Origin of the sequence: Prolixibacter sp. NT017 (assembly GCF_009617875.1) — a bacterium.
Classification (GTDB): Bacteria; Bacteroidota; Bacteroidia; order Bacteroidales; family Prolixibacteraceae; genus Prolixibacter.
On record NZ_BLAV01000001.1, the window covers coordinates 589484 to 612857 of the forward strand.

At 45.8% G+C, this 23374-nt stretch carries 20 protein-coding genes; 9 read left to right on the forward strand and 11 right to left on the reverse strand.

The features are described from left to right. Positions 1–13: 13 nt before the first annotated feature. The 4 genes from GJU87_RS02295 to recG all read right to left on the reverse strand — a co-directional run bounded on the left by GJU87_RS02295 (position 14) and on the right by recG (position 5552). Positions 14–901: a Fe-S cluster domain-containing protein gene (locus tag GJU87_RS02295; protein WP_153638024.1), complete on the reverse strand. Its 888-nt coding sequence runs from the start codon at positions 899–901 to the stop codon at positions 14–16. Positions 902–913: 12 nt separating this feature from the next. Next, a complete protein-coding gene (locus tag GJU87_RS02300; RefSeq protein WP_153638025.1) occupies positions 914–1336 on the reverse strand; it encodes a SoxR reducing system RseC family protein in 423 nt (140 codons plus the stop codon). A 210-nt stretch (positions 1337–1546) separates the two neighbouring features. Continuing rightward, positions 1547–3397, reverse strand: coding sequence for a sensor histidine kinase (locus GJU87_RS02305; RefSeq protein WP_153638026.1), 1851 nt, complete (start codon positions 3395–3397; stop codon positions 1547–1549). Between the two features lie 46 nt (positions 3398–3443). Continuing rightward, positions 3444–5552, reverse strand: a complete 2109-nt coding sequence (gene recG / locus GJU87_RS02310; RefSeq protein WP_153638027.1) for an ATP-dependent DNA helicase RecG — start codon at positions 5550–5552, stop codon at positions 3444–3446. Positions 5553–5652: 100 nt separating this feature from the next. Between recG and GJU87_RS02315 the strand changes: the two genes are divergently transcribed. From GJU87_RS02315 to GJU87_RS02330, 4 genes are all read left to right on the forward strand, one after another. After that, positions 5653–6414: a hypothetical protein gene (locus GJU87_RS02315; RefSeq protein WP_153638028.1), complete on the forward strand. Its 762-nt coding sequence runs from the start codon at positions 5653–5655 to the stop codon at positions 6412–6414. Between the two features lie 63 nt (positions 6415–6477). Continuing rightward, positions 6478–7176 carry an ABC transporter ATP-binding protein gene (locus GJU87_RS02320; protein WP_153638029.1) on the forward strand — a complete coding sequence of 233 codons (699 nt, stop codon included), beginning with the start codon at positions 6478–6480 and terminating at the stop codon, positions 7174–7176. Positions 7177–7193: 17 nt separating this feature from the next. Next, complete coding sequence (locus GJU87_RS02325) at positions 7194–7739, forward strand: cob(I)yrinic acid a,c-diamide adenosyltransferase (RefSeq protein WP_153638030.1); 546 nt, start codon at positions 7194–7196, stop codon at positions 7737–7739. A gap of 87 nt (positions 7740–7826) precedes the next feature. Continuing rightward, positions 7827–8048, forward strand: a complete 222-nt coding sequence (locus GJU87_RS02330; RefSeq protein WP_073170646.1) for a DUF2795 domain-containing protein — start codon at positions 7827–7829, stop codon at positions 8046–8048. Positions 8049–8060: 12 nt separating this feature from the next. On the opposite strand, the gene GJU87_RS02335 is transcribed toward GJU87_RS02330, so the two are convergent. From GJU87_RS02335 to guaB, 6 genes are all read right to left on the reverse strand, one after another. Further along, positions 8061–9752: an OstA-like protein gene (locus GJU87_RS02335; protein WP_153638031.1), complete on the reverse strand. Its 1692-nt coding sequence runs from the start codon at positions 9750–9752 to the stop codon at positions 8061–8063. A gap of 31 nt (positions 9753–9783) precedes the next feature. Next, positions 9784–10749 (reverse strand): MoxR family ATPase, encoded by a 966-nt coding sequence (locus tag GJU87_RS02340; protein ID WP_153638032.1) that lies wholly within the window; start codon positions 10747–10749, stop codon positions 9784–9786. An 11-nt stretch (positions 10750–10760) separates the two neighbouring features. Beyond that, entirely contained in the window at positions 10761–12116 is a 1356-nt protein-coding gene (locus GJU87_RS02345; RefSeq protein WP_153638033.1) for a peptidylprolyl isomerase, read from the reverse strand. Between the two features lie 109 nt (positions 12117–12225). After that, positions 12226–13077, reverse strand: coding sequence for a hypothetical protein (locus tag GJU87_RS02350; RefSeq protein ID WP_153638034.1), 852 nt, complete (start codon positions 13075–13077; stop codon positions 12226–12228). Beyond that, positions 13074–15023: a peptidylprolyl isomerase gene (locus tag GJU87_RS02355; RefSeq protein ID WP_153638035.1), complete on the reverse strand. Its 1950-nt coding sequence runs from the start codon at positions 15021–15023 to the stop codon at positions 13074–13076. Before GJU87_RS02355 ends, GJU87_RS02350 begins: the two co-directional genes overlap by 4 nt. A 64-nt stretch (positions 15024–15087) precedes the next feature. Continuing rightward, complete coding sequence (guaB, locus tag GJU87_RS02360) at positions 15088–16566, reverse strand: IMP dehydrogenase (protein ID WP_153638036.1); 1479 nt, start codon at positions 16564–16566, stop codon at positions 15088–15090. A gap of 161 nt (positions 16567–16727) precedes the next feature. Here guaB and GJU87_RS02365 point away from each other — a divergent pair, with 161 nt between their 5' ends. From GJU87_RS02365 to GJU87_RS02385, 5 genes are all read left to right on the forward strand, one after another. Beyond that, a complete protein-coding gene (locus GJU87_RS02365; protein ID WP_153638037.1) occupies positions 16728–18635 on the forward strand; it encodes an ATP-dependent DNA helicase RecQ in 1908 nt (635 codons plus the stop codon). An 86-nt stretch (positions 18636–18721) separates the two neighbouring features. Then, positions 18722–19354: a DUF5063 domain-containing protein gene (locus tag GJU87_RS02370; RefSeq protein WP_153638038.1), complete on the forward strand. Its 633-nt coding sequence runs from the start codon at positions 18722–18724 to the stop codon at positions 19352–19354. A 14-nt stretch (positions 19355–19368) separates the two neighbouring features. Beyond that, the gene (locus GJU87_RS02375) at positions 19369–19977 is read left to right on the forward strand and encodes a 3'-5' exonuclease (protein ID WP_153638039.1); all 609 of its coding nucleotides are present in this window, start codon (positions 19369–19371) and stop codon (positions 19975–19977) included. Between the two features lie 60 nt (positions 19978–20037). After that, positions 20038–21225, forward strand: coding sequence for a class I SAM-dependent rRNA methyltransferase (locus tag GJU87_RS02380; RefSeq protein WP_153638040.1), 1188 nt, complete (start codon positions 20038–20040; stop codon positions 21223–21225). 98 nt (positions 21226–21323) lie between these two features. Further along, entirely contained in the window at positions 21324–22592 is a 1269-nt protein-coding gene (locus GJU87_RS02385) for a DEAD/DEAH box helicase (RefSeq protein ID WP_153638041.1), read from the forward strand. Positions 22593–22603: 11 nt separating this feature from the next. On the opposite strand, the gene GJU87_RS02390 is transcribed toward GJU87_RS02385, so the two are convergent. Continuing rightward, entirely contained in the window at positions 22604–23305 is a 702-nt protein-coding gene (locus tag GJU87_RS02390) for an XRE family transcriptional regulator (protein ID WP_153638042.1), read from the reverse strand. Between the last annotated feature and the right edge of the window lie 69 nt (positions 23306–23374).

Below are 23374 nucleotides of genomic sequence, written 5' to 3' on the forward strand. Positions count from 1 at the left end.
ATTCGTTTAGTTCTTAGGCTTTATCTGTTGAATCGGGACCAGCTGATGTCGGCTCGGCTACCTTCTCGGGTTTGATTTTCCTCGGCGGGAAATTCTCTTCGATGATGGAGCCGGTAGGACAAACGGTCACACACTTGCGGCAAAGCTTACACTTATCCGAATCGATGAAGGCCAGGTTGTTTTCCATGGTAATGGCATCGAACGGACACTCTTTGAAACATTTGCTACAACCGATACAGGCAACGTCGCAGGCTTTTTTGGCGGCGGCACCTTTATCCTCATTGCGGCAGGCCACGTAAATCTTGCGGTCTTTCGGCATCTTCTTACGCAACTCGAACAAGTCTTTCGGACAGGCATCGACGCAGGCACCACATGCGGTACATTTTTCGTCGTCTACTTCCGGCAGACCGGTTTCAGGATTCATGTGCAATGCATCGAAATCGCAGACATCCACACAATCGCCGTAACCCAGGCAGCCAAAAGCACATGCGGTTTCGCCACTGTAAAGTGAAGAAGCGGCTGAACAGGATTTGGCTCCGTCGAATTGGTTGGTCTTCGGACGATGGTCGCATGTTCCGTTACAACGAAGTACAGCTACCTTGGGAGCTTTCTGTACTGCTTCCAAGCCGAGAATATTGGCAACTTCGTTCATGCATTCGTTTCCACCAACCGGGCAAAACAAGCTGCTCAACTCGTTTTCTTCCACACAAGCTTCGGCGAAAGCACGACAACCGGCATATCCACAACCACCACAATTGGCGCTTGGAAGCGCTTCCTCGATCTGGTCGATACGCGGATCTTCGTGAACCATGAATTTTTGTGATACGTAATACAGGATGATCGCAGCAATGATCCCGATGGCGCTGAGAACAACGACAGTATAAATCAGTGTAATGCTCATTTTATCTGAGGTTTAGTTCAGTTTTCGAATACTAAAATTCAGTTTTTGTTTGATTTTTTCTTGCAGAAGATATAAAACACCGTAGTACGGCACCAAAACACCCAAAGAAGCTGCTGCTGCCAGCGATTCATTGCCGGTAGTCTGAAGCAAAACGATGAGTGTGATCAAAAGTATAATAAGGGGCAGGATATATGCTACAAAAAGTGCCCGGAACCCCTGTGATTCGCTGGCAATAACTTCGACAAATTCTCCCCTTGTATAGGTGCCTTTCCAGCTCTCAATCTCCACTTCCTTTTCCTTGACATCGGACATGTTGCACGAACCATTAACCGAACATGACACACATGCTGACTGGGAAACGATTCCAACTACTATCCGATGGTCATCCACAAACTTTACAACTCCCCGATGGAAGATATTTCCCTTGTTTTCCATTTTTCCTAAACGGTAGAAAATTTTCCCGCAAATGTAACGAGCTTTTTTATCTATCAGATTATTGAGTATATATCTTTAAACACCTATTGGTAATTTAGCATTGTTTTAAATAAAATATATACAATTCGATATATAGATAATTCGAAATAAGGAGAGAATGAATTGTGTTGATAGTCAGGTTTTAGGAAAAATTTGAAAAAAGCAAGCTTGCTAAGTATTGCTATCTTCTGATGCCGGAAGGCGGAACCGGAAGATGGTTCCTTTGTTTTCGGCGCTCTCTACTTCGATGGCGCTATTGTTTTTTTCCAGGAATTCTTTACACAGGATCAATCCAATCCCGGTACCCGATTCATTTTCGGTTCCTTTAGTATAAAATTTATGCCCCACCTGGAATAATTTCTTCTGGTTGGATTCTGATATTCCTATCCCAAAGTCTTGAATACTAATTGTTATCCGGTGATGCTCTTTCTTACCACTGATGATGACCTCTCCTCCGCGATGCGAAAATTTGATGGCATTGGATACTAGGTTCCGGATGACCGTGGCAATCATTTTCGGATCGGCATAAGCATACATGCCCTCTTCAAATTTGGTTACCAGTGTTATATCTTTCTTTTCGGCCTGACCGGCTGGCAGAATCAGGACGGCTTCAACCAGTTCTTTTACGTCGAACTCCTCAGCCTGAACGGCGAGAGTTCCGCTTTGTGCATGCCACCAGTCGAGTACATCGTCAATCAAATCGACCATGCTGCGCGACGAATGACGAATGACTTTGGCGAAACTCCGGCGTTGTTCTTCCGAGAAAGCTTCATCTTTGCTTTGCAAAACTTCGGCAAAACCCATGATGGACGAAAGTGGATTCTTTAAGTCGTGTGCCAGCAGGCTAATAAATTTATCTTTGGTCGCATTGGCTTTGCGCAATTCCTCTTCCGATAGTTTCAGTTTTATCTCATAAAGTCTGCGGTGAGTCAGGGTTTTAGCAACTGATCGTGCCAGGAAAAGCAATAGAACGAACACTGCTAAAAAGAGCGCTCCCAATCGTCCGTAAATTCTTCTTTCTCCTTCTTTTATTCTTGATTCAGGTACATGCGAAATTACTTTGAAGAGATAATCCTGTGATTCGCCAAATATCGGGAGGCTGTCGAGCGGAAGGTTCAATGCCCGGTAAACTTCCTTGATTCGCGTTAGCGGATGTAAAGTCTGGAAAGTGAAAAGTCCTTCATTGTTTCGGAATTGCCCGTTTTTATCGGCCCATATTTTCTTGTGAGCCTCTGGAAAATCGTCCCGGAAAGTCTTGCGTGAATTTCCTTCATCGATGAACGACCAGGTTTTGGTGGGGTCAGGGTGAAGCAGGTAATAGCCCGAACGGTTGACCAGAAGAGAATTACCCTGCCGGCTTCCGTCGCCTTCAATATATTTGCGCAATGCATAACCTGCATTCAGATTGAGAACAAGAATACCTTTCACCATACCGTCTTTGTCAGGAATAGGCGTTGCAATCCGGATGATGGGTTTTAGCGGAAGCTCGATTTTGCCGTTCTCCACGTTCATGTCAAGTGGCGAAAGGTATACTTCGTAAGGTTTGAGTCGAATGGTATGCTGAAAAAATTCCTGGTCGGCTTTGTTTTGCATCCCATCTTCCTGCACTTGATAAGGTTTTCCTTCTTTGTCCATTTTTACCCGGAGACGTTCCATGCCATTTTGGTCGATGAACCGAATCTGATCGTAAAACGATTTTTGCATCATCAGGTTACTGAACTCACGAACGAGTGCTTTTTTATCCTGAGGATTGGGCTGGTTGACATACTCGTTCATGTGCTCTTCGTGTGAGAGAAACATGATATCGGTTACCACGAAGGCAATGTCATCAAGTAAACTACGATATTGAACGGCAATTTTATTTTTCTCCTGTAGCTGGATGTTACCGATGAATTCGTCAATGCGAATGCGTAAGTAGGGTAGGAAGAATAGCGCGGCAAAACCGCCGAAAAGTAAGGCATAGGTGAAAAAATACCGGTAAAATATGCTTCGTTGGTTGTTATTTTTTAGCGTTTTATTCATCGGTTGAAAAAAGCAAATCAGGTAAAGTTCAAGTTATGGAATCTCATTAACTTATCGAGCTCCAATTTAAGTGGTTTTTTCGTAATGCTATCAATTGTTTGCGCATCAGGTTATTTTCCGGTTTGGCTAATGTAGGATCATCATCCAAAATATCAGTCGCAATGTCGCGTGCATACTGCAGTATCTGACCATCTTTGGCGATATTTGCAATTTTCATGTCGAAGGCCATGCCCGACTGTTGCGTTCCTTCAATATCGCCCGGTCCGCGGAGTTTCATGTCGGCTTCGGCTATTTCGAATCCATCGTTGGTTGCCACCATGGTTTCGATGCGTTTCCGGCTTTCGGCCCCCAGTTTATATTTCGACATCAGGATACAAAACGATTGTTCTGCACCGCGTCCTACACGACCGCGCAATTGGTGAAGCTGTGACAGTCCAAAGCGCTCGGTACTTTCGATCACCATCACCGAAGCGTTAGGAACGTCTACGCCCACTTCAATAACGGTAGTAGCCACCATGATGTTTGTTTCCCCGTTCTTGAAACGCATCATCTCAGCATCTTTGTCTGCCGGACGCATTCTGCCGTGCACCATGCTCACGTGGTATTTGGGCTCGGGAAACGCGGTTTTGATATGTTTATATCCTTCTTCCAGGTTTTTGAAATCCATCTTCTCCGATTCGGATATGAGCGGATATACCATGTAAATCTGGCGTCCAATTTCAATCTCTTTTCGCATAAAATCATACACCTTCTTGCGGTTGTTCTCGAAGAAGTGCATGGTTTTGATGGGTTTCCTTCCAGGAGGCAATTCGTCAATGACGGAAACGTCCAAATCGCCGTAAACGGTCATGGCGAGCGTCCGCGGAATCGGTGTTGCAGTCATAACCAACACGTGAGGCGGAACATAATTCTTCCGCCACAAGCGGGCACGTTGGGCTACACCAAACCGGTGTTGTTCGTCGATAATGACCATCCCTAGGTTTTTGAACTTCACTTTTTCTTCGAGCAGTGCATGGGTGCCAATCAGAATGTGAAGTTCGCCGTTTTCGAGTTGCTCATGAATCTCTTTTCGTTCCGATTTTTTGGTGGAACCAGTGAGCAAGCGAACATTTACCGACATGTTGCCCAGAAATTTCCTGATGGAGGCGTAGTGTTGGTTGGCCAGAATCTCAGTGGGTGCCATCATGCTCGACTGAAAACCGTTATCGAGCGCCATCAGCATGGTCATCAAACCCACCATGGTTTTTCCGCTTCCCACATCTCCCTGTAATAGCCGGTTCATCTGTTTGCCGGAACCCACATCTTTCCGAATCTCTTTGATGACCCGCTTTTGCGCTCCGGTCAGTTCGAAGGGGAGGTGATTATGGAAAAATTCGTTGAAGTAATCACCGATGATGGTGAAAGGATGTCCCCGGAATTTTTGTTGCCGGTCGGCTTTCAGATGGAGTATTTTTAGCTGAATGTAAAACAGCTCTTCGAATTTTAGTCGGTATTCCGCTTTGCGTAAGGCATTCGGATTTTGCGGAAAATGAATATTTCCGATGGCTTCAGGCAGCGACATCAGATTATATTTTTCAACCAGCCATGCTGGCAAAGTTTCCCTGAGTTTTCCTTTGGCCAGCGGAAAAAGATTCTGCTGAAGCTTCAAAATTACTTTTGAGTTCAGAAAACTCTTCTTCAGTTTGTCCGTCGTGTTGTAAAAAGCCTGGATATAGCCTTGTGCCTGCTTGCTTTGTTGGTTATCGACTTCCTCCAGTTCGGGATGAACAATATTGTATTGCCCGTTGAATTCGGTCGGCTTCCCAAAAACGACATATTGTTTGGTGGTTTTCAGCGACGAACGGACGTATTTAATGCCTTTGAACCAAACCAGTTCCAGCACGCCGGTGCCATCGGTGAAATAGGCTACGAGCCTCTGGCTACGTCCTTCTCCGACTACTTCGCTGCCGGTAATCCGGCCCTTTACCTGGATATACGGTAACTTGGTGTCAATCTCCCGAATGCTGTAAAATCGGGTTCGGTCGACATATTTGAAAGGAAAGTAATAAAGCAAATCCCGGAAAGTAAAAATCTTCAGCTCGCTGTTCAGCAAACTGGCACGCCTGGGACCTACTCCCGGCAGGAATTTGATATCTTGGTCAAGAAATTCAGGCATGAAGCAAATATAACAATAAATTATACTTGGATTCGTGCGCGGGAATGAAGGAAAAACCTGACTTTTGCGAGAAAGAAATGCACCCTTTCAATAACCGTTTATGTCCTTATTTCGCTTAAAACGACAAATTTCATATTGGCTCAATGCTCGTCACCGTCGCGGACACGGAATTCACTCTCCATATCTTTTCGGATTGCTGACAAACGTGATTGAAAACGATGGAAATTATTACGCCTATGAGACGATTGATGGCGTATGGGCATCGTTGATGCGGTCGAATGTGAAAGTTTCCGGAAGTACGTCGACGCATGAGGATGTCCCGGAAAAGCTGAAGTTGCTGGTCAGAAGGTTTGACCTGTTGCCGAAGTATGGAAAGATGTTGTTTCGGCTGATCAACGAATTTCAGCCAAAACATATCGTTTGCATTGGTCCGGTTACCGGAATGACGTCTTTGTATCTGGCGAAAGCAGATAGTCGGATTTCAGTGAATCATTATGATGGGAAAAAGGAATTACTGCCCGTGACAAAGTATCTGCTCGATACCGCCGGCGTTGAAAATGTGAAGATACACGACGGTTTGCCTGATTTTTATGCTTTGGATATGAAAGACGCTTTCGTTGTTTTGAGTTATCCGGAAGATTCCGTTCGCTGTCGCGAAGTTATTCAGAATATTGTCAGAAATCCGGGCGAAAAGCCCAAGGCAATCGTGGTTAACGGCATTCATGAGTCTCAGGAAATGGAGGAGATTTGGAGTGAACTGACAACGAACCAATTTGTGCGTGTCTCCCTCGATTTCTTTACCTTGGGTTTGGCTATCTGCCTTCCGGATTTGCAAAAAGAAAATTTTGTGATAAGATATTAACAAGGCATTGGATGTACCGTTGCAATTCCGTTAACTTTGTATAAAGTTGAAATATTCTGTTAAATGGAAAAAGTCATTCAACTCAACAACATCGTTAAGAACTACTATGTCGGGACACAGGTGGTTCACGCTTTACGTTCAGTATCACTGTCGATTGACAAGGGCGATTATGTGACCATCATGGGAGCGTCCGGCTCGGGAAAATCCACCTTGATGAATATTATCGGCTGTCTGGATACACCCACTTCCGGTTCTTATCATCTGAGTGATATCGATGTGGGGGCGTTGGATGACGATCGATTGGCGGAGATACGCAACGATGAGATTGGTTTTGTATTTCAAACCTTCAATTTGTTGCCCCGCTATTCTGCCCTCGAAAATGTAATGTTGCCTTTGGTTTATGCCGGTATTGGCCGGAAAAAACGAGAAAAACAGGCGATGGAGCAGTTGATTCAGGTGGGCCTGGAAGATCGCGTGGAGCACAAGCCGAATGAGTTGTCGGGTGGTCAGCGACAACGCGTAGCTGTAGCCCGCGCGTTGGTGAATCATCCGTCTATTTTGCTGGCGGATGAGCCGACCGGTAACCTCGATTCGAAGATTTCGGAGGAAATAATGAAACTCTTTGCTGAAATTCATAAACTGGGAAATACCATTATTCTGGTTACCCACGAAGAAGATATTGCCCGGCACGCACATCGCATTATCAAACTCAAGGATGGTGAGGTTGAAGCCGATTACCGTAACAGTAACCCGATTTATTAACGCTAAATCTTTTTCAAATGAGTGTATATACCCGCACCGGAGATGACGGAACTACCGGACTGATTGGTGGCTCGCGAGTTCCCAAGTCTGATTTACGGCTCGAAGCTTATGGAACGGTTGATGAACTGAACTCATGGATTGGTTTGATTCGTTCGCAGGATATCATGCAATCCGATAAAGGGGAACTTATTCAGATTCAGAATAAATTATTCGTAATAGGGGCCCGGTTAGCCACCGATACCGATCGCGTCGATAACAAGGAGCATCTTCCGTGTTGCGACGATGATGTTAAACAGTTGGAAAAAGAGATGGATAAGATTCTGGCTGAGCTTCCGGCGCTGACTCATTTCATCCTTCCCGGTGGAAATAATCCGGTTTCGTACTGTCACCTGGCGCGCACAGTTTGCCGCAGAGCTGAACGAAATGTCTATAAATTGTCGCAAAATGTCGACATACCGCACGAAATAATTAAATATTTGAACCGTTTGTCAGATTACCTGTTTGTCTTATCCCGGAAGGTATCGTATGATACAGGGGCGGATGAAATTGCCTGGAAAGCCTAAAAAAAGATTGAAAATTAGGCATTAAGTTTTAAAAAAAAATGCTTATAATCGCAGAAAAAGCAAAATATAATATAATTAAATAATATTATGTACTGGACATTGGAACTAGCTTCAAAATTAGAGGATGCTCCCTGGCCTGCGAGCAAGGATGAGTTGATCGACTATGCTATCCGATCAGGAGCACCTTTAGAGGTCATCGAGAATTTACAGGAAATTGAGGATGAGGGCGAAGTATATGAATCCATAGAAGATATATGGCCTGATTATCCAAGTAAGGATGATTTCTTCTTCAATGAAGATGAATATTAAATAGGTTTTTATTTAGTCACGTGTCCTTGAAAGAGATTTGGGCGCAGATTCAATCTTGTTTTGTTTCTGCGCTTTTTCTTTTGGCGCCAAAGCTTTCTTGCCTGGTGTTTTCTTTCCCTTGGCCTGCTCTTTTTTAGGGAAAATGTCATACCGGTTTTTGGGTCTCTCTTTCGGTCGCCAGTTAAATCCCTGCAGCATCGTTTCACTTGTATTTACGTCGTCTAGCGGAAGCATTTTGGCATCGGGTCGGGTGATAAAGGTGATATTGTTAATGTGCCCGTCGGTCAGATAGATATTGATATTACTGCTTTCAACACGGTTCAGACCGATATATTTGTCTTTATCCTTTGCGAAATAAATTGAGCGACCATTCCCGTTGACTTCCACTTTGTACAGGTTGTTATCCCTGATATAGCCGAGCATGTCTTTTCCACTTATTTGGTTGAATTTGGCCGAATCTTCTTCGGAGATGATGAAGGAATTGTTCTCCATATTCACGATATCCGGTGATTTTTCATGCGTGGTCATTTTTACTACGTCAGCTGTCATCTGGTTATTCTTCGACCACAATACCGGATCATGATACATCTCGATGGTTGAATCTTTCATCCGGTAGGCCAACGAATCACATTTGCCCTGCAGATCGGCACGGTAAAAACGGACACCAAAGTAAGCCAGGAATATCTTCTTGTCGTCTTTTTTAGTTCGTAATGTATCTTTAGTTACTGATGTATCAGGAACCGAACGCAGCGTGTCGGCATGCATAAACAGCGTATCTTTTTTTGAATACTGCATGAATAACGCCGAATCGGTCACCATCGCTTTGTCGCTGATTTCGTTGTAAATGGCACGCTTGCCAGTGATGACGGTGTGGTTCTTCAGGTCGGTAAGCTTCACCTTGTGAAAAGCCCGTCCGTCGCCGGTCGTTTTGTTGTAGTATAATGTATCGCCTTCCAGAATCTGGTCATTGCGTTCGAGCCGCGAATCTTTGTACAACTCCGAAATATTCGTCTGTGTATCGTACCATCCACTTCTGGAGAAGAGCTTTCCTTTTTCTTTGGTTCCTTCAATGGTTGTGGGGCCGACAATGATGACACGTTCTTTTTCGCTTTGGTACTCCAGCGTATCAGCGTGCATCACAAAATCTTTGTTGGTCACCTTCACCGAGTCCTTGAAGAAAAACAAATCACGATCGGCATAATAGCGGCCAACCCAGCTGGTTAGAACGTTCGCTGTGTCGACGATTTTTCCACCGTGGTTATAATACCCGATATTCGTATTCATGTTGAAATCGAGCGAGTCGGTGGTCAGGGTGATGGTTTTGTTTACGAGTTTCACGTCCCGGCGGACTTTAGCCATTTTGGTGTCGCCGTTGTAATTGATGTATTGTCCGTATAAGTTGAGTGTGTCGCCCTGGATGATGTGAACATTTCCAAAGGCATCTACCATGTTTTTACTATTGTATGAATAGGCACTGTCACACATCATAACAATTCCCTGGTGATGCAGTCGCACATGTCCGATTAGACGTTGTGCATCAGCGACGATTTTTTCGTTGTACATCAAGCTGTCGGCATGATCCAGTTCTATTCGTCTCTTTTTTTTCTGAGGCTGTGACTGAGGAGTATAGGATTGCAGTGAAAACAGGGCAATAACTGTTAACAGAAAGAGGAAGGCATTTTTATATGTTGCCGGTAGCTTCATTCGTGGTTTTTCAAATTAGTGGCAGACGTGGTTATTTCATGAGTTGTGCGATGATGTCATCCACACCAATTCCTTCGGCTTCCGCCCTGTAGTTTTTGATAATCCGGTGGCGTAGAATGGCTGTTGCGACCGCTTTTACGTCCTCGATATCCGGCGAATATTTGCCGTGCAGCGCTGCGTGGGTTTTAGCTCCTGTTACAAGATATTGTGATGCCCTCGGGCCAGCACCCCACTTCAGGTATTCATTGGTAATTGCCGGCGCATGCTCGGTTCCCGGACGGGTTTTGGCGGCCAGCGTTACAGCATATCGTAGCACGTTGTCGTTGATGGGCACACGTTTAATCAATTCCTGGAAGTGAAGAATCTCTTCAGCCGAAATAACATTCTTTGCTTCATTTTTAAAATCGGAAGTGGTGTTCTTCACGATAGTCATTTCATCTTCGTGAGCCGGATAATCGAGCCAGATGGAGAACATAAACCTGTCGAGCTGTGCTTCGGGAAGGGGATAGGTTCCTTCCTGCTCAATCGGATTCTGTGTGGCCAGCACGAAGAAAGGTTCTTCCAACTTATAGCTTGTTCCGGCTGAGGTCACCGATTTTTCCTGCATGGCTTCCAACAGAGCTGCCTGCGTTTTCGGCGGCGTACGGTTAATTTCGTCGGCCAGAATGATATTGGCGAACAGTGGGCCTTTTACAAATTTGAATGCCCGGTCTTTATCCAGAATTTCGGTACCGATAATATCGGATGGCATTAAGTCGGGTGTAAACTGGATGCGTTTGTAATGCAAGCCAAGTACCCGCGCAATGGTATTCACCAAGAGCGTTTTAGCCAATCCGGGAACACCAATCAGCAGACAATGTCCTTTACTGAAAATGGAAATCAGGACTTCCTTGATAATCTCGTCCTGACCATAGATAACTTTTTGTATTTCGCTAAGAAGCTCATCGTGCTTTACGCGTAAAGCATCGACGGCTTCTGTATCATTCTTAAACATCATGTTCCAGGTGATTATTTAACCCAGTTCTTGAACTTGAAGTTACAATTGACATACGAATCGTCGATACGAACGTACGTTTTGGCTACCCGGTCAGCAATCCAGTTCTGATATACCTTTTCCTTTTTCTTCTGCAGGCACATATCACTCAGCATCTGGTAATCTTCTGCCAGGTTCGCTTTGTGCGGTTTGCTTTTGTCCAGTAGTTTAACGATGGTATAAACCTGCCGCTGACGTTTGGGATCCTGCATGAGGAAGGGATCGGAAATTTCGCCGATTTTCAACTTGGTGATCACCTTACTAACAGCTGGATCTAACTGACTTACTTCGAACTTGGAAGAACCGGTATTCGGATTAATTACCAGCCCGCTATTGTTCCGGGTATCTTTGTCGAACGAATAGAGGTAAGCAGCGCGCTCCCACGAAATACTGTCGCGGCGAATGTAGTCGGCGATGCTGTCGATATGCTCTTTGGCGTGATCCAGTTCTTTCGGACTCACCTTCGGTTTAATAATAATGTGTCGTACATTCACTTTTTCACCTTTCCGGTCGATGAGCTGAATGATGTGGTAACCCATTTCACTCTTCACCACTTTCGATACTTTGCCCGGCTTCAGGTTGAAAGCAACGGCTGCAAAGGCCGGGTCGAGCTGGCCACGTCCCAGGTAGCCCAGTTCACCACCGTTACGTGCCGAAGGTCCTTCGGAATAGAGTACAGCCAGTGTGGCAAAGTTTTCTCCGTTTTCCACCCTTCTTTTCAGGTCACGAAGCTGAGTTTTTACCCGGAGGTCTTCTTTCTCACTGATTTTGGGGAGAACGGTAATTTCAGCATACTGAAGCTGTTCTTTCACCATTGGAATTTCATCCGGTTTCATGTTTTTATAGAAACGACGAACTTCGGAAGGCGTTACAGACACGTTTTCGGTAATTTTCGAGTGCATCTGTTGCGTCATCAATTGTTCCCGGATGGCGTCTTCCATATCAGCCTTGATTTGAATGATGGGCTTATGGAAATACTCTTCCACGGCTTTTTCCGAACCAATATGCTCGATGAAGTACTGCATCCGGCGGTCCATCTCCTGGTTGATCTGGTTATCCGTCACCGTAATGGTTGTATCGAGTTGTGCTTCTGCCAACAGCAATTTTTGTTCGAGCAAGTTCTCCAGAATCTCACACTTCATGTCTCCGGTAGAGGTGGCACCCTGTGCCTGCATCTGCAGATACTGTGTTTCGATATCCGATTTCAGAATGATGTTTCCTCCAACAACAGCAACTATCTGGTCGATGACTTTGTCCTGAGCAAAGGTTTGAGCCGAACCTGCGAATAAAAACAGAACTGGCAGTAAAATTTTCAATGTATGTTTCAGCATATCGTAATGATTATCATTTCTTGTGTTTATCTCTAATCTTTTTTAATTGCCACATGGAATTCGCATGATCGGGAAGCGTTATTTCAATAAGTGTTTCCGGGAATCATGTTCATTTCATGATGGTGAAAAGATTGTCTTCTTCCCCTTTTTCGTAAATTTTTTTCTCTAGCTCCTTTATTAGCTCCATTTTTCGGCTGTTCAAAATTAAGTTTTCTATCCGATCCTTCACAAAGTTGAACGGAGCTTTTTCCCCTTTTACGCGAAAATCTTTAATAGCAACGTAATAAGCACTGACGGAATCGGTGGTTTCAATGAAATTATTCCGTCGCAAAAAGCGGTCCGTATTCATAATTTCCATCGGTAAACGTGATTCAATGCGGCTGAATTCCATCCACTTGCTTGAAAAATTGTCATATTTGGTAGCATATTGAAAACTAAATACTTCCAAGGCCGAGATGTCTTCCGATTTATTGGACAACATCCACTTTTTGATTTCGCTGGTATGGTCTACTTCCTTGGGAACTTCCATGTAAATTCCCTGAATCAGATCCTGGTTGAGGTTGAATTTCTCAGGATTATGGTCGTAAAAATCCCGAATGTCTTTTTCTGTTACTGCGGTGTCGAGTCGTTGGTGAACCCATTCTTCCTGGTATTTATGGATTAACAACGATGCCCGGTATTCCTGCAGTTCGTGTTCCACATTTTTCTGTTCCGGGGTCAGGTTTTCTTCCGCCTTTTGCAAAATCAATTCTTGGTGAATCCATCGTTGAATATAGTCGCTCGCCAGCCTGGTACTGTCTGTGCTGTTGATATCTTTCGGCAGGGCACTGGCTAAATCTTCCCGGTAAAGGTATTTATCACCAACTTTCGCAATTGCATTTTTTCCGTTTCCCTTGTTTCCTTTCTGACAGGCTGTAAAAAGAATCACTATGCCTGCCAGTGCTAAAAATATGTTCCTCATTTTTCTGCCGTGTGCTTCAAAATTCTGTTTATTGCCTGCTGTTTCACTTTCACCGGATATTTCTGCCGCAGCTGTTTTACCCATTGTTTTTCAAGGTAATCCTGGTAGTCTGCCAGGCAGGTTCCCCTTACGTCTTTTAGCGGCTCATACCCCCTGGGGTGCGATTTGCCCTGCAATACAGCTAATCCGGCTTGTGTCTTTGTTATTGTGTCCTTATCATTGAAGATGTAAAAATCGACAGCGGGGTTGTCTCCCTCTTTGAATTTTCCCGTTCGGTGAGAAAAACCTTCAAGGTTTTTAAGTTTTTGGATGATGATTGTACTGTCTTTGCCCGCTTCTACCATTTTATCAACCTCAGTCGCAATTTTATGCGAGGGACAAAGATAAACAGTCCCGCCGAAATATCTTTCCGTTCGGTAATTTTCACGATGATTTGCATAAAATTCCTTCAGCCCTGTCGTGTCCTTTGCTGCTTTCTGCCAGACTTTTTGGTCGGTAATATTGAATAGCAGAAGGCCATCGTGGTACTCTTTTACCAATAACCGGAAATCCGGGTATTTCTTTTCAAGCTGCGAATCTTCGTACTTCAGAAAACTTTGGTCTTTAAAATGGTCGTAATAATTATCGATTTGTTCTTTGGTCAGTGGCTTGTGGTTGTGTTTTTTTTGCTGAATGAAATTGATGAATTCAGCCTGGCTAAAAGGTTTTTTGTTGATGCTGAACAGTGGTTTGTTTGTCGTCGATTCGGCTTTCGCCTGAAGTGAGTCTTTGGTACTTCCGTTTAACGAAGAAAGCCATTCCTGTGTAGTCGGATTTTCGTTGAGCGTGTATTCCGATTTTAATTTCCTGATGAAAGCTGCTTTAGCTTCCTGATTCCTTTCCGGAGATTTTTTCAGGTTTGCTACAATCTTCGGACGCAATTCATCGAAGGTGGGGACCGGTTTGACCGCTAATCTTTTAACGATGTGCCAGCCATACGGCGAGCGAACGGGCTTTGAGTAATCGCCATCATTCTTCAGAGCAAAGGCTGTTTCTGCAATTTCGGGAATCATTCGTCCGGAACGGAACCAGGGCAGCACGCCACCATTTGCGCCACTCTTTTTATCGTCGGAGTATTTTTTTGCCAGTTGAGCAAAGTCGGCGCCGTTTTGCAGCATTCGGTAAACACTATCTGCTTTTGCGTGGATTTGTGCCTCTGCTTCCGGACTGCTTCCCGGACGGACAAAAAACATGATGTGCGCTGCGTGCATTTCGCCCGGCGATGGCCTTTTGTCTTCAACTTTTATCAGGTGATAACCAAAACGGGTGCGAACGATGGGAGAGATTTGTCCCACAGGAGTTTCATAAGCTGCTTTTTCAAATGGATATACCATCATGAAGCCACTGAAATAACCCAGTTCACCTTTGTTGTTCCTGGCCGATGGATCTTGTGAATAGTTGAGGGCTAACTTGGCAAAATCGTCTCCATTCACGGCTCGCTGACGCAGGTCGTTGATTTGATTCCATGCTTTCAGTGTGTCGGCCGGAGAGGCATTGCGCGGAATCCGTATCAGGATATGCGAAGCTTTTACCTCGGTCGTCATCCGGTGGTACATTGTCCGTACCAACTGTTCGTCGATGGTGGAATCGGTCAGGTAAGGAGAGGCCGCTTCTTCCCGGTAACGGGCCAGTTCGCTTTTGAAGGAACTGAGCGTATCCATTCCGTGCGCTTCCGCTGCCCGAACTTTTAGTTTAAAGTCGATGAAAAGCTGTAAATACTGTTGTGGCGTTTTCTGGAGGGAATCCGGCAGACTCAAATTATTTTTACGGTACATCCGGAGAAATTCATCGCTGTAAATTTTATCGCCGCCAATGGTCATGATGACCTGTTTCTCTTTGGCATTAGCCGAAATTCCGGTTAACGTTAGCAGGAGAAGGAGCAGTACACTGCAAATGGATTTGAGCATGAACTTAAGGGCTATTTAGCTAAAAATGAAAAGTATGTCGTTTTTTGTGTTGTCGAAAATGACATTAATTGTTATCCCGTGAATAATTAGGTGCCTCACGGGTAATGGAAACATCATGCGGATGACTTTCGGTAACGCCTGCATTGGTGATTCGGGTGAATTTTGCTTCGTGCAACTTGTGAATGTTATGTGCTCCGCAGTATCCCATTCCAGCCCGCAGGCCACCAACCATCTGAAAAAGTACCTCGTACAATGTGCCTTTGTATGGAACCCGGGCAACAATGCCTTCCGGAACCAGTTTTTTTATGTCATCTTCAACATCCTGGAAATAGCGGTCTTTTGAACCTTCCTGCATGGCTTCGATGGAGCCCATTCCCCGGTAGGATTTAAATTTCCGTCCTTGGTAAATGATGGTTTCGCCGGGTGACTCTTCCACACCGGCAAACAAAGAACCGGCCATCACACTGTGCGCACCGGCAGCCAGTGCTTTCACGATATCGCCGGAATAGCGCAGTCCGCCGTCAGCGATAATCGGAACGCCACTGTTTTTAATGGCTTTGGCCACACTGTAAATAGCCGAAAGTTGCGGTATACCCACGCCGGCCACGATGCGGGTGGTGCAAATGGAACCTGGCCCGATACCAACTTTAACAGCATCCGCCCCGGCGAAAACGAGCTCGGAGGCAGCTTCAGCCGTACCAATATTTCCAACGACGAATTCCTTCTCGGGATATTTATTTTTTGCCTTTTTCAGCATTTCCAACACGCCACGCGAATGACCATGTGCGGTGTCAATCACAATGGCATCTACCTGTGCTTCCACCAGCGCATCAATTCGTTCAATAGTATCACGTGCTACACCAACCGCAGCGGCTACGCGCAAGCGGCCCTTCTCATCTTTACAAGCCCGCGGCTTGTCTTTCGCTTTGGTAATGTCCTTGTAGGTAACCAGTCCAATGAGTTTGTTGTGCTTATCGACAACGGGGAGCTTTTCGATTTTATATTGTTGCAAAATATCGGCAGCCTTTTCCAGGTTGGTCGATACATCAGTGGTAATCAGATTTTCGACTGTCATCACTTCCGCTATGGGGCGCTGCAAATCGCGTTCAAACCGGAGGTCGCGATTGGTCACAATCCCTACCAGTAAACCGGCAGCATCTACCACGGGAATTCCCCCAATCTTGAATGTTTCCATTATGGAGAGAGCATCACCCACTTTCTTCTCTTTCGAGATAGTAATGGGGTCGTAAATCATTCCGTTTTCTGCCCGTTTCACAATCGTCACCTGCTTTGCCTGCGCTTCGATGCTCATGTTTTTGTGAATCACCCCGATGCCTCCTTCGCGGGCAATCGCGATAGCCAGCTTCGAATCGGTCACAGTATCCATGGCCGCCGAAACAATGGGCGTATTCAACCGGATATTCCGGGTAAAATTGGAAGAGATATCCACGTCTCTGGGGAGCACTTCTGAGTAGGCAGGTACGAGCAGCACATCATCAAAGGTGAGGCCTTCATGAACAACTTTATCGGACAGAAACGACATGGGTAAAGCTTTTAGGTGAATGATGGGCTAAAATAAGAAAAATGTGTGAAATGTACTTCATCTGATATGGAGGTTTAGACCAGAAATCAACAGTGATATGAAAGAAAATGAATTGCTCTGTTTTTGATGAGGGTATTTCCTAAATTTGTGCAACTGATCATATGAGCGATTTTCACGAAATATTAAAGAAATACTGGGGCTACGACGATTTTCGTCCGTTGCAGGAGGAGATTATTCAATCGGTTGTCTCGGGGAAAGATACGTTGGGATTAATGCCTACCGGAGGTGGAAAGTCCATTACGTTCCAGGTTTTCTCGATGGCAAACGAGGGATTATGCCTGGTTGTAACGCCGCTGATTGCGCTCATGAAAGATCAGGTGGAGAATCTGAAAAAGCGCTGCATCAAAGCATTGGCCGTATACTCGGGAATGACTTCGATGGAGATTGATGTAACCCTGAAGAACGCGGTTTATGGCGATTACAAGTTTCTATACGTTTCTCCGGAACGATTGGCCAGCGCTTCGTTTCAGGAGTACCTGCACCGGATGAACCTGAATTTGATTACGGTGGACGAAGCGCATTGTATCTCGCAATGGGGTTATGATTTTCGTCCTTCGTATCTGAATATCGCTTCTTTGCGTGAACATTTCCCGGAAGTTCCCATATTGGCGCTGACAGCGACAGCTACTCCCGATGTGGTCGATGATATTCAGGATAAGCTGAAATTCAAAGAGAAGAATGTCCTGCAAAAGAGTTTCTACCGTGAAAACCTGGTGTACATGGTCCGGCAAAAGGAAGACAAGCTGGGCTATCTGGTGGAAACGGTGAAAAAAGCGAAAGGCAGCGGTGTGGTTTACGTTCGGAGCCGGAAGAAAACCCGGGAGATTACCGAATTGCTGAGAAGAGAGCGTGTCTCCGCCGATTTTTACCATGCCGGGTTGGCACCTGAAATCCGCGCACGGAAGCAGGATGAATGGATGAGTGGCAAGTCGCGGGTCATTGTTGCCACCAATGCGTTTGGAATGGGCATCGATAAGCCGGATGTCCGTTTTGTGATTCACGTCGATTTGCCTGATTCGCTGGAGGCTTACTTTCAGGAAGCCGGCCGGGCCGGTCGTGATGGTAAAAGGGCGGCGGCTGTTTTGCTGTTCAATGCGACCGACAAGCGCCGATTGCATAAGCAAGTAACCGACAGTTTTCCGGAAATGGAGATGATTCGCCGGGTGTACAAGGCGCTGGGAAATTATTTTAGCGTAGCCGTTGGGACAGGAAAAGGACGCGTGTTCGATTTTAACCTGGCTGACTTTTCGCGTAATTTCAACCTCCAGCCATTGGCGGTTTTTCATTGTCTGAAAATACTGCAGCGAGAAGGTTATCTGGAGTTCACGGACGAATTGGAACATTCGTCGCGTATCTTTTTCCGGATAACCCGGGATGAACTTTATAAGTTCCAGGTCGCCAATGCTTCGTTCGATGCATTTGTCAAGTTGCTGCTCCGCTCTTATACCGGTGTTTTCAGCGAATTCACGGTAGTAAATGAGCAAATTCTGGCGCAACGGGCCAAAACGACTGTTGATGTGGTGAAGGAATACCTGAGCCGCCTGAATACATTGAAAGTGGTTCACTATATTCCGCGCCGAAAAAGTGCGCTGATCATTTTTACGAAGGAACGCATTGAAGAAAAACGCATCAAAATCAGTCCGGAGAATTATGCCATTCGCAAACAGCAGTTTCTCGACCGGGTGGATGCCGTCATTCATTACGCGGCGCAGGAAGAGCAATGCCGGAGCGTGGTTCTGCTCAATTATTTCGGACAAACGGATGGGCAACCGTGCGGTGAATGCGATGTTTGCCGGCGGGAACATCAGGCTGGTGTAACCCGCTCGGAGTTCGAACATATTTCCCGGAAGGTAAACGAATTGCTACTTGAACAGCCGCTGGCTATTCAGGAGTTGGTGCGCGAAGTGGATGGAAAGGAAAAACAAGTGTTGGGTGTGACCCGCTGGATGCTAGATAATGGCGACATAATAAACGGTTCCGACGGACGTTTACATTGTAGAGAATCCTGACTGAAGCTTAAGGCAAACTCCTGAGGTCTCTCGCTTTTTTATATTACCTTTGTGGCTGATTTAGAAAAAACATTTCTCATCAGCTAATGGAAGGGGAAACTTCACATATTGTCTATTCAGTCAACGTAATCGAGTTCGTGACAGTGGCCAATGAGTATTGCGCCACGTTGGAAACGATGGATGATCTTAACAGGAAGGATTTCGTGCATAAGATGCAAAAGATTTTTCCGTTGCTTTACCTGAAAGCTTCTCTGCTTCCGGAAGTGGAGGAAATGCTGGAGGATGAGCCGGAAAAGTTTGTTGCTGAAGAAGATTACAACTACCTGCACCGGAAATTGCAGGTGAAACTTGGCGAGCACGACGCCTACCTGGAAGTTTTCGATCCAATGATGCAATACAGCGAAGGTCCTGTTGAAGGAAGCCTGGCGGAAAATATGGCCGATATCTATCAGGATCTGAAAGATTTCATTCTTTCTTATCGCATTGGCACCGTTGAAGTGATGAACGATGCGTTATTGGAGTGTCGTAATAATTTTGCAGAATACTGGGGACAGCGTCTGGTTAACGGTCTTCGTGCATTGCACAATCTCACTTTTGGCGATGTGGATCTGTCTGAAGATGCAAAGAAGAAAGAGGCTGAAAAGAAAGATGATGAGGAACAAATTGATAGTCCTGACTGGATTCTGAAACAGCAATTCAAGAATTTCAGAGGGGAGTAGGAAGATTTTTAATTATGAAGGAAGAAACAACTGTTTTACATAAGTGTATTTCGAAAGATGAACTGAACGAATTGCCTTTGAGTCATTTCGAGGGAGAGATTCAGCTTGTCGAAACACTGGAACAGGTGGATGAAGCGGCTCGTTATCTGGAGCAGCAGCTCATTCTTGGTTTTGATACTGAAACGCGTCCTTCATTCAAAAAAGGGCAAACCAATCCGGTGGCTCTTCTTCAGCTTTCTACTTCTGACAAAGCATTTTTATTCCGCATTAACAAAATCGGCCTTCCGGAAAGTTTGGTTCGTATCCTTTCCAATCCGAAAATTGTAAAAAGCGGGGCAGCCATTCGTGACGATATCAAGATTTTGAAGAATGTCAATCATTTCCGTCCGGGAGGATTTGTCGAGTTGCAGGAGTACGTCAAGGATTTCGGCATTGAGAATTTCAGTCTGAAGAAACTGGCCGGCATTGTATTGGGATTCCGTATTTCTAAATCACAGCGTTTGACTAACTGGGAAGCTCCGGTTTTAACGGTGCCGCAACAAATTTATGCGGCAACTGATGCCTGGGTTTCGTATGAAATATATGTTCGCCTGCTCGAAATGGAAGGTCAGATGGCTATCTGATCCCGACAGGACGATACCTTATTCATTCCCGGTATCGTTAATTAACCATCAATAAAGCAAATGCAAGGTTTTTCAAAAATCATTCTGAAAAAGGGTAAGGATGAATCGTTGCTTCGGTTTCATCCGTGGATTTTTTCAGGTGCTATTCAAAAAGTAAAAGGTCCGGTGGAAGAGGGCGATGTCGTGGCTGTTTACAATCATGAGCGTCGTTTTCTTGGATTTGGACACTACCAGATTGGCTCCATCATGGTGCGGGTTTTCTCTTTCGAGGAAGAAGTTCCTGATTTGGCCTTCTGGACCGAAAAAATTGCATCGGCGTGGAAACTCCGTCAGGAGATCGGATTAACGGAACGGGACGATACCAATGTATTCAGGCTCATTCATGGCGAAGGCGACGGTATGCCGGGACTCATCGTCGACTATTACAATGGCACGGTGGTTTATCAAGCGCACTCGGTGGGTATGTGGCTCAACCGTTCGTTGATTGCTGAAGCCATCCGGAACGTGCTGGGCGAGCGGGTAACAGCTATTTATGATAAAAGTGCCAAAACGCTTCCCTACAAAGCGGATGTAGAACCGGAGGATGGTTACCTGTGGGGCGAATCGATCACCCGGGAAGTGATGGAATACGGCAACAAATTCGAAGTGGACTGGGAAACCGGACAAAAAACCGGGTTCTTCGTTGACCAAAGAGAAAACCGGAAATTGCTTGCCGATTATGCCAAAGATCGCGATGTACTGAATATGTTCTGCTATTCCGGAGGCTTTTCGTTTTATGCCATGAATGGTGGTGCGCGACTCGTCCATTCAGTCGATGCTTCGGCGAAAGCCATTGAATTGACCAACCGGAATGTGGAACTGAATTTTCCGGGCGACAAAAGGCACGAGGCTTTTACAGCCGACGCATTTGATTTCATGCGCGACATTAAAGACAAGTACGACCTGATTGTACTCGACCCGCCCGCTTTTGCGAAGCATCAGCGAGTGGTGCGACAAGCTTTACAGGGTTACAAGAAGCTCAATGCAAGAGCTTTTTCGCAGATTCGTTCCGGTGGAATTGTCTTCACCTTCTCCTGCTCGCAAGCGGTGAGCAAGGACCAGTTCCGGCAGGCGGTTTTTTCAGGTGCGGCTATCGCGAAACGAAAGGTGCGCATCCTGCATCAACTGACGCAACCAGCTGATCATCCAATCGATATTTATCATCCGGAAGGAGAATATTTGAAGGGACTAGTGCTTTATGTCGAATAGTTTATAGCTTAGCAGGAAAATGAATTGTTTCGGAATAAAATCTCCGGAGCGTATACCCAACTCAGTTTAAAGAATTAAAAACAGTAAACCCAATAACATTGAAATTCACCGAATTTGATTTTGAACCGGAAGTAATGGACGGACTCGAATCCATGGGATTTGAGGACTGCACGCCTGTGCAGGAATTGGCCATGCCGGTTATTTTTCAGGAAAAGGACCTGATTGCCTGTGCCCAGACTGGAACCGGGAAAACAGCAGCTTACCTGTTGCCGGTACTCAACCGCGTTTCCCGCGAAGGCAGCAAAGGAATCGATACGCTCATCATCGCCCCGACGAGGGAGCTGGTGCTGCAAATCGATCAGCAAATAGAAGGCTTTTCCTACTTTTGCCCGGTTTCATCGATTGCCGTATATGGCGGTGGCGAAGCGAACGCTTTCGAGCGGCAGAGAGTAGCACTCCGAAAAGGTGCCGACATTATTGTGGCCACACCCGGACGGTTACTGGCGCACATGAATTTGCGTTACGGAGACTTCTCGACGGTTCGTCACCTGATTCTGGACGAAGCCGACCGGATGCTTGACATGGGCTTTTTCGATGACATTATGAGAATTGTTCGCGAGTTGCCCGTCGAAAGGCAGACGTTGCTTTTCTCGGCTACTATGCCGCCTAAAATCCGCAAACTGGCCAATAACATTCTTCGGAACCCGGAAGAGGTGAACATAGCAATTTCCAAGCCGGCTGAAAATATTCTGCAGGTGGCTTACATGGCTTACGAGCCTCAGAAACTGCATTTGGTTAGCAGTCTGTTGAAGGATAAAGAGGATTTTGAGAGCATCCTCATTTTTACTTCCCGGAAGGCAAATGTAACGCAGATTGTGCGGGAGCTGAAGAAGATGAAATTCCGCACGGATGGTATTAGTTCTGATTTGGATCAGGGGGAACGGGAGGAAGTACTGCGCAACTTCCGGAATAAGAAAACACAAATTCTGGTGGCTACCGATATTCTTTCCCGCGGAATCGATATCGAAGGCATCGACCTGGTGCTGAACTTCGATGTGCCCAACGATGCCGAGGATTATGTGCACCGTATTGGCCGGACGGCGCGTGCGCAGCGCTCCGGTGTTGCCATTACCTTCATTACTGAAAAAGATCAGCACGATTTCAAGAAGATTGAAAACCTGATTGAGCGGGAAGTGACCAAAGTGCCGGTTCCTCCCGAATTGGGAAAATCACCTGAATACAATCCGAGGGAGTTTAAAGGGAAAGGCCGTGGAAAGCCCTACCGTAAAGGTGGAAAAGGTGGCGGACAGCGCTCCGGCGGCAAAGGTCGAAAGCCGGGAACGCCAAATTCTGGTAAAAGGAATTAACAGACCGTCTGTTATTCAGGAAAGGTAAAACTGACAAAGCCACGGGCTGGCCAGATTTCCAAAATATTACTCAACTCCAGGGTATAAGGCTCGAATTCCGGATTATCGGAGTGGAATTCGAGCAAGTGCTTTTCCTTCCCGGGGTAAAGCCTTTTGAAAACAATGCCGTCGTCGCGGGTGACCACCACATAAAGGTTTCCCGGACGAATGAGCGCCCAATCCTGCAAATATTCACAAATGATGTATGAGCCCGGTAGCACCGGAAGCATACTTTCTCCTTCAATCTGAAAAACCCGGTAGGTACGCTCAGCGGACAGTTCAGGAAAAGGCATGGCGAAATGAGAAAGTCCGGCAATGTATGTCGTGTCCGAAAGCCCGCGCACATAACCGGCTACTGCTTTAACCGGAACCAAAGATACTTTCTCCTGTTGGCTCTCCTCGTCCACCATAATTGGCAGTACGCGAATCTTTGAGCCATCCAGGTTTTCCGGAATGGTCTCTGCCTGACTTTTCAAATCGGTACGGAGCAACTCATCCAGCGAGTAGTTGAAAGCTTCAGCCAGCTTTTGTAGTGTGGTGAGCCTTGGTAACGAATTTCCTTTTTCGACGGAGCGAATGGTGGAAACACTCAGCTTTACCTGGCTGGCCAGCTGGCGTTGCGACATCGATTTCCGGGTACGGAGGTATTGTATATTGTTAGCTAAACAGTGCATGGTCTCAAAATTACAAGGCCGGCAAAAATAACGTATGCCGTCTGAAATACCAATAAATTAAGTGGGTTT

What these genes read in the sequence shown, in the direction of transcription:
- GJU87_RS02355 (WP_153638035.1), bottom strand. Translation starts at nt 15,023, where the DNA reads ATGCTCAAATCCATTTGCAGTGTACTGCTCCTTCTCCTGCTAACGTTA.
- GJU87_RS02345 (WP_153638033.1), bottom strand. Translation starts at nt 12,116, where the DNA reads ATGCTGAAACATACATTGAAAATTTTACTGCCAGTTCTGTTTTTATTC.
- GJU87_RS02380 (WP_153638040.1), top strand. Translation starts at nt 20,038, where the DNA reads ATGCAAGGTTTTTCAAAAATCATTCTGAAAAAGGGTAAGGATGAATCG.
- GJU87_RS02315 (WP_153638028.1), top strand. Translation starts at nt 5,653, where the DNA reads ATGTCCTTATTTCGCTTAAAACGACAAATTTCATATTGGCTCAATGCT.
- GJU87_RS02365 (WP_153638037.1), top strand. Translation starts at nt 16,728, where the DNA reads ATGAGCGATTTTCACGAAATATTAAAGAAATACTGGGGCTACGACGAT.
- GJU87_RS02350 (WP_153638034.1), bottom strand. Translation starts at nt 13,077, where the DNA reads ATGAGGAACATATTTTTAGCACTGGCAGGCATAGTGATTCTTTTTACA.
- GJU87_RS02335 (WP_153638031.1), bottom strand. Translation starts at nt 9,752, where the DNA reads ATGAAGCTACCGGCAACATATAAAAATGCCTTCCTCTTTCTGTTAACA.
- GJU87_RS02370 (WP_153638038.1), top strand. Translation starts at nt 18,722, where the DNA reads ATGGAAGGGGAAACTTCACATATTGTCTATTCAGTCAACGTAATCGAG.
- GJU87_RS02390 (WP_153638042.1), bottom strand. Translation starts at nt 23,305, where the DNA reads ATGCACTGTTTAGCTAACAATATACAATACCTCCGTACCCGGAAATCG.
- GJU87_RS02295 (WP_153638024.1), bottom strand. Translation starts at nt 901, where the DNA reads ATGAGCATTACACTGATTTATACTGTCGTTGTTCTCAGCGCCATCGGG.
- recG (WP_153638027.1), bottom strand. Translation starts at nt 5,552, where the DNA reads ATGCCTGAATTTCTTGACCAAGATATCAAATTCCTGCCGGGAGTAGGT.
- GJU87_RS02300 (WP_153638025.1), bottom strand. Translation starts at nt 1,336, where the DNA reads ATGGAAAACAAGGGAAATATCTTCCATCGGGGAGTTGTAAAGTTTGTG.
- GJU87_RS02330 (WP_073170646.1), top strand. Translation starts at nt 7,827, where the DNA reads ATGTACTGGACATTGGAACTAGCTTCAAAATTAGAGGATGCTCCCTGG.
- GJU87_RS02375 (WP_153638039.1), top strand. Translation starts at nt 19,369, where the DNA reads ATGAAGGAAGAAACAACTGTTTTACATAAGTGTATTTCGAAAGATGAA.
- GJU87_RS02340 (WP_153638032.1), bottom strand. Translation starts at nt 10,749, where the DNA reads ATGATGTTTAAGAATGATACAGAAGCCGTCGATGCTTTACGCGTAAAG.
- GJU87_RS02325 (WP_153638030.1), top strand. Translation starts at nt 7,194, where the DNA reads ATGAGTGTATATACCCGCACCGGAGATGACGGAACTACCGGACTGATT.
- GJU87_RS02320 (WP_153638029.1), top strand. Translation starts at nt 6,478, where the DNA reads ATGGAAAAAGTCATTCAACTCAACAACATCGTTAAGAACTACTATGTC.
- GJU87_RS02305 (WP_153638026.1), bottom strand. Translation starts at nt 3,397, where the DNA reads ATGAATAAAACGCTAAAAAATAACAACCAACGAAGCATATTTTACCGG.
- guaB (WP_153638036.1), bottom strand. Translation starts at nt 16,566, where the DNA reads ATGTCGTTTCTGTCCGATAAAGTTGTTCATGAAGGCCTCACCTTTGAT.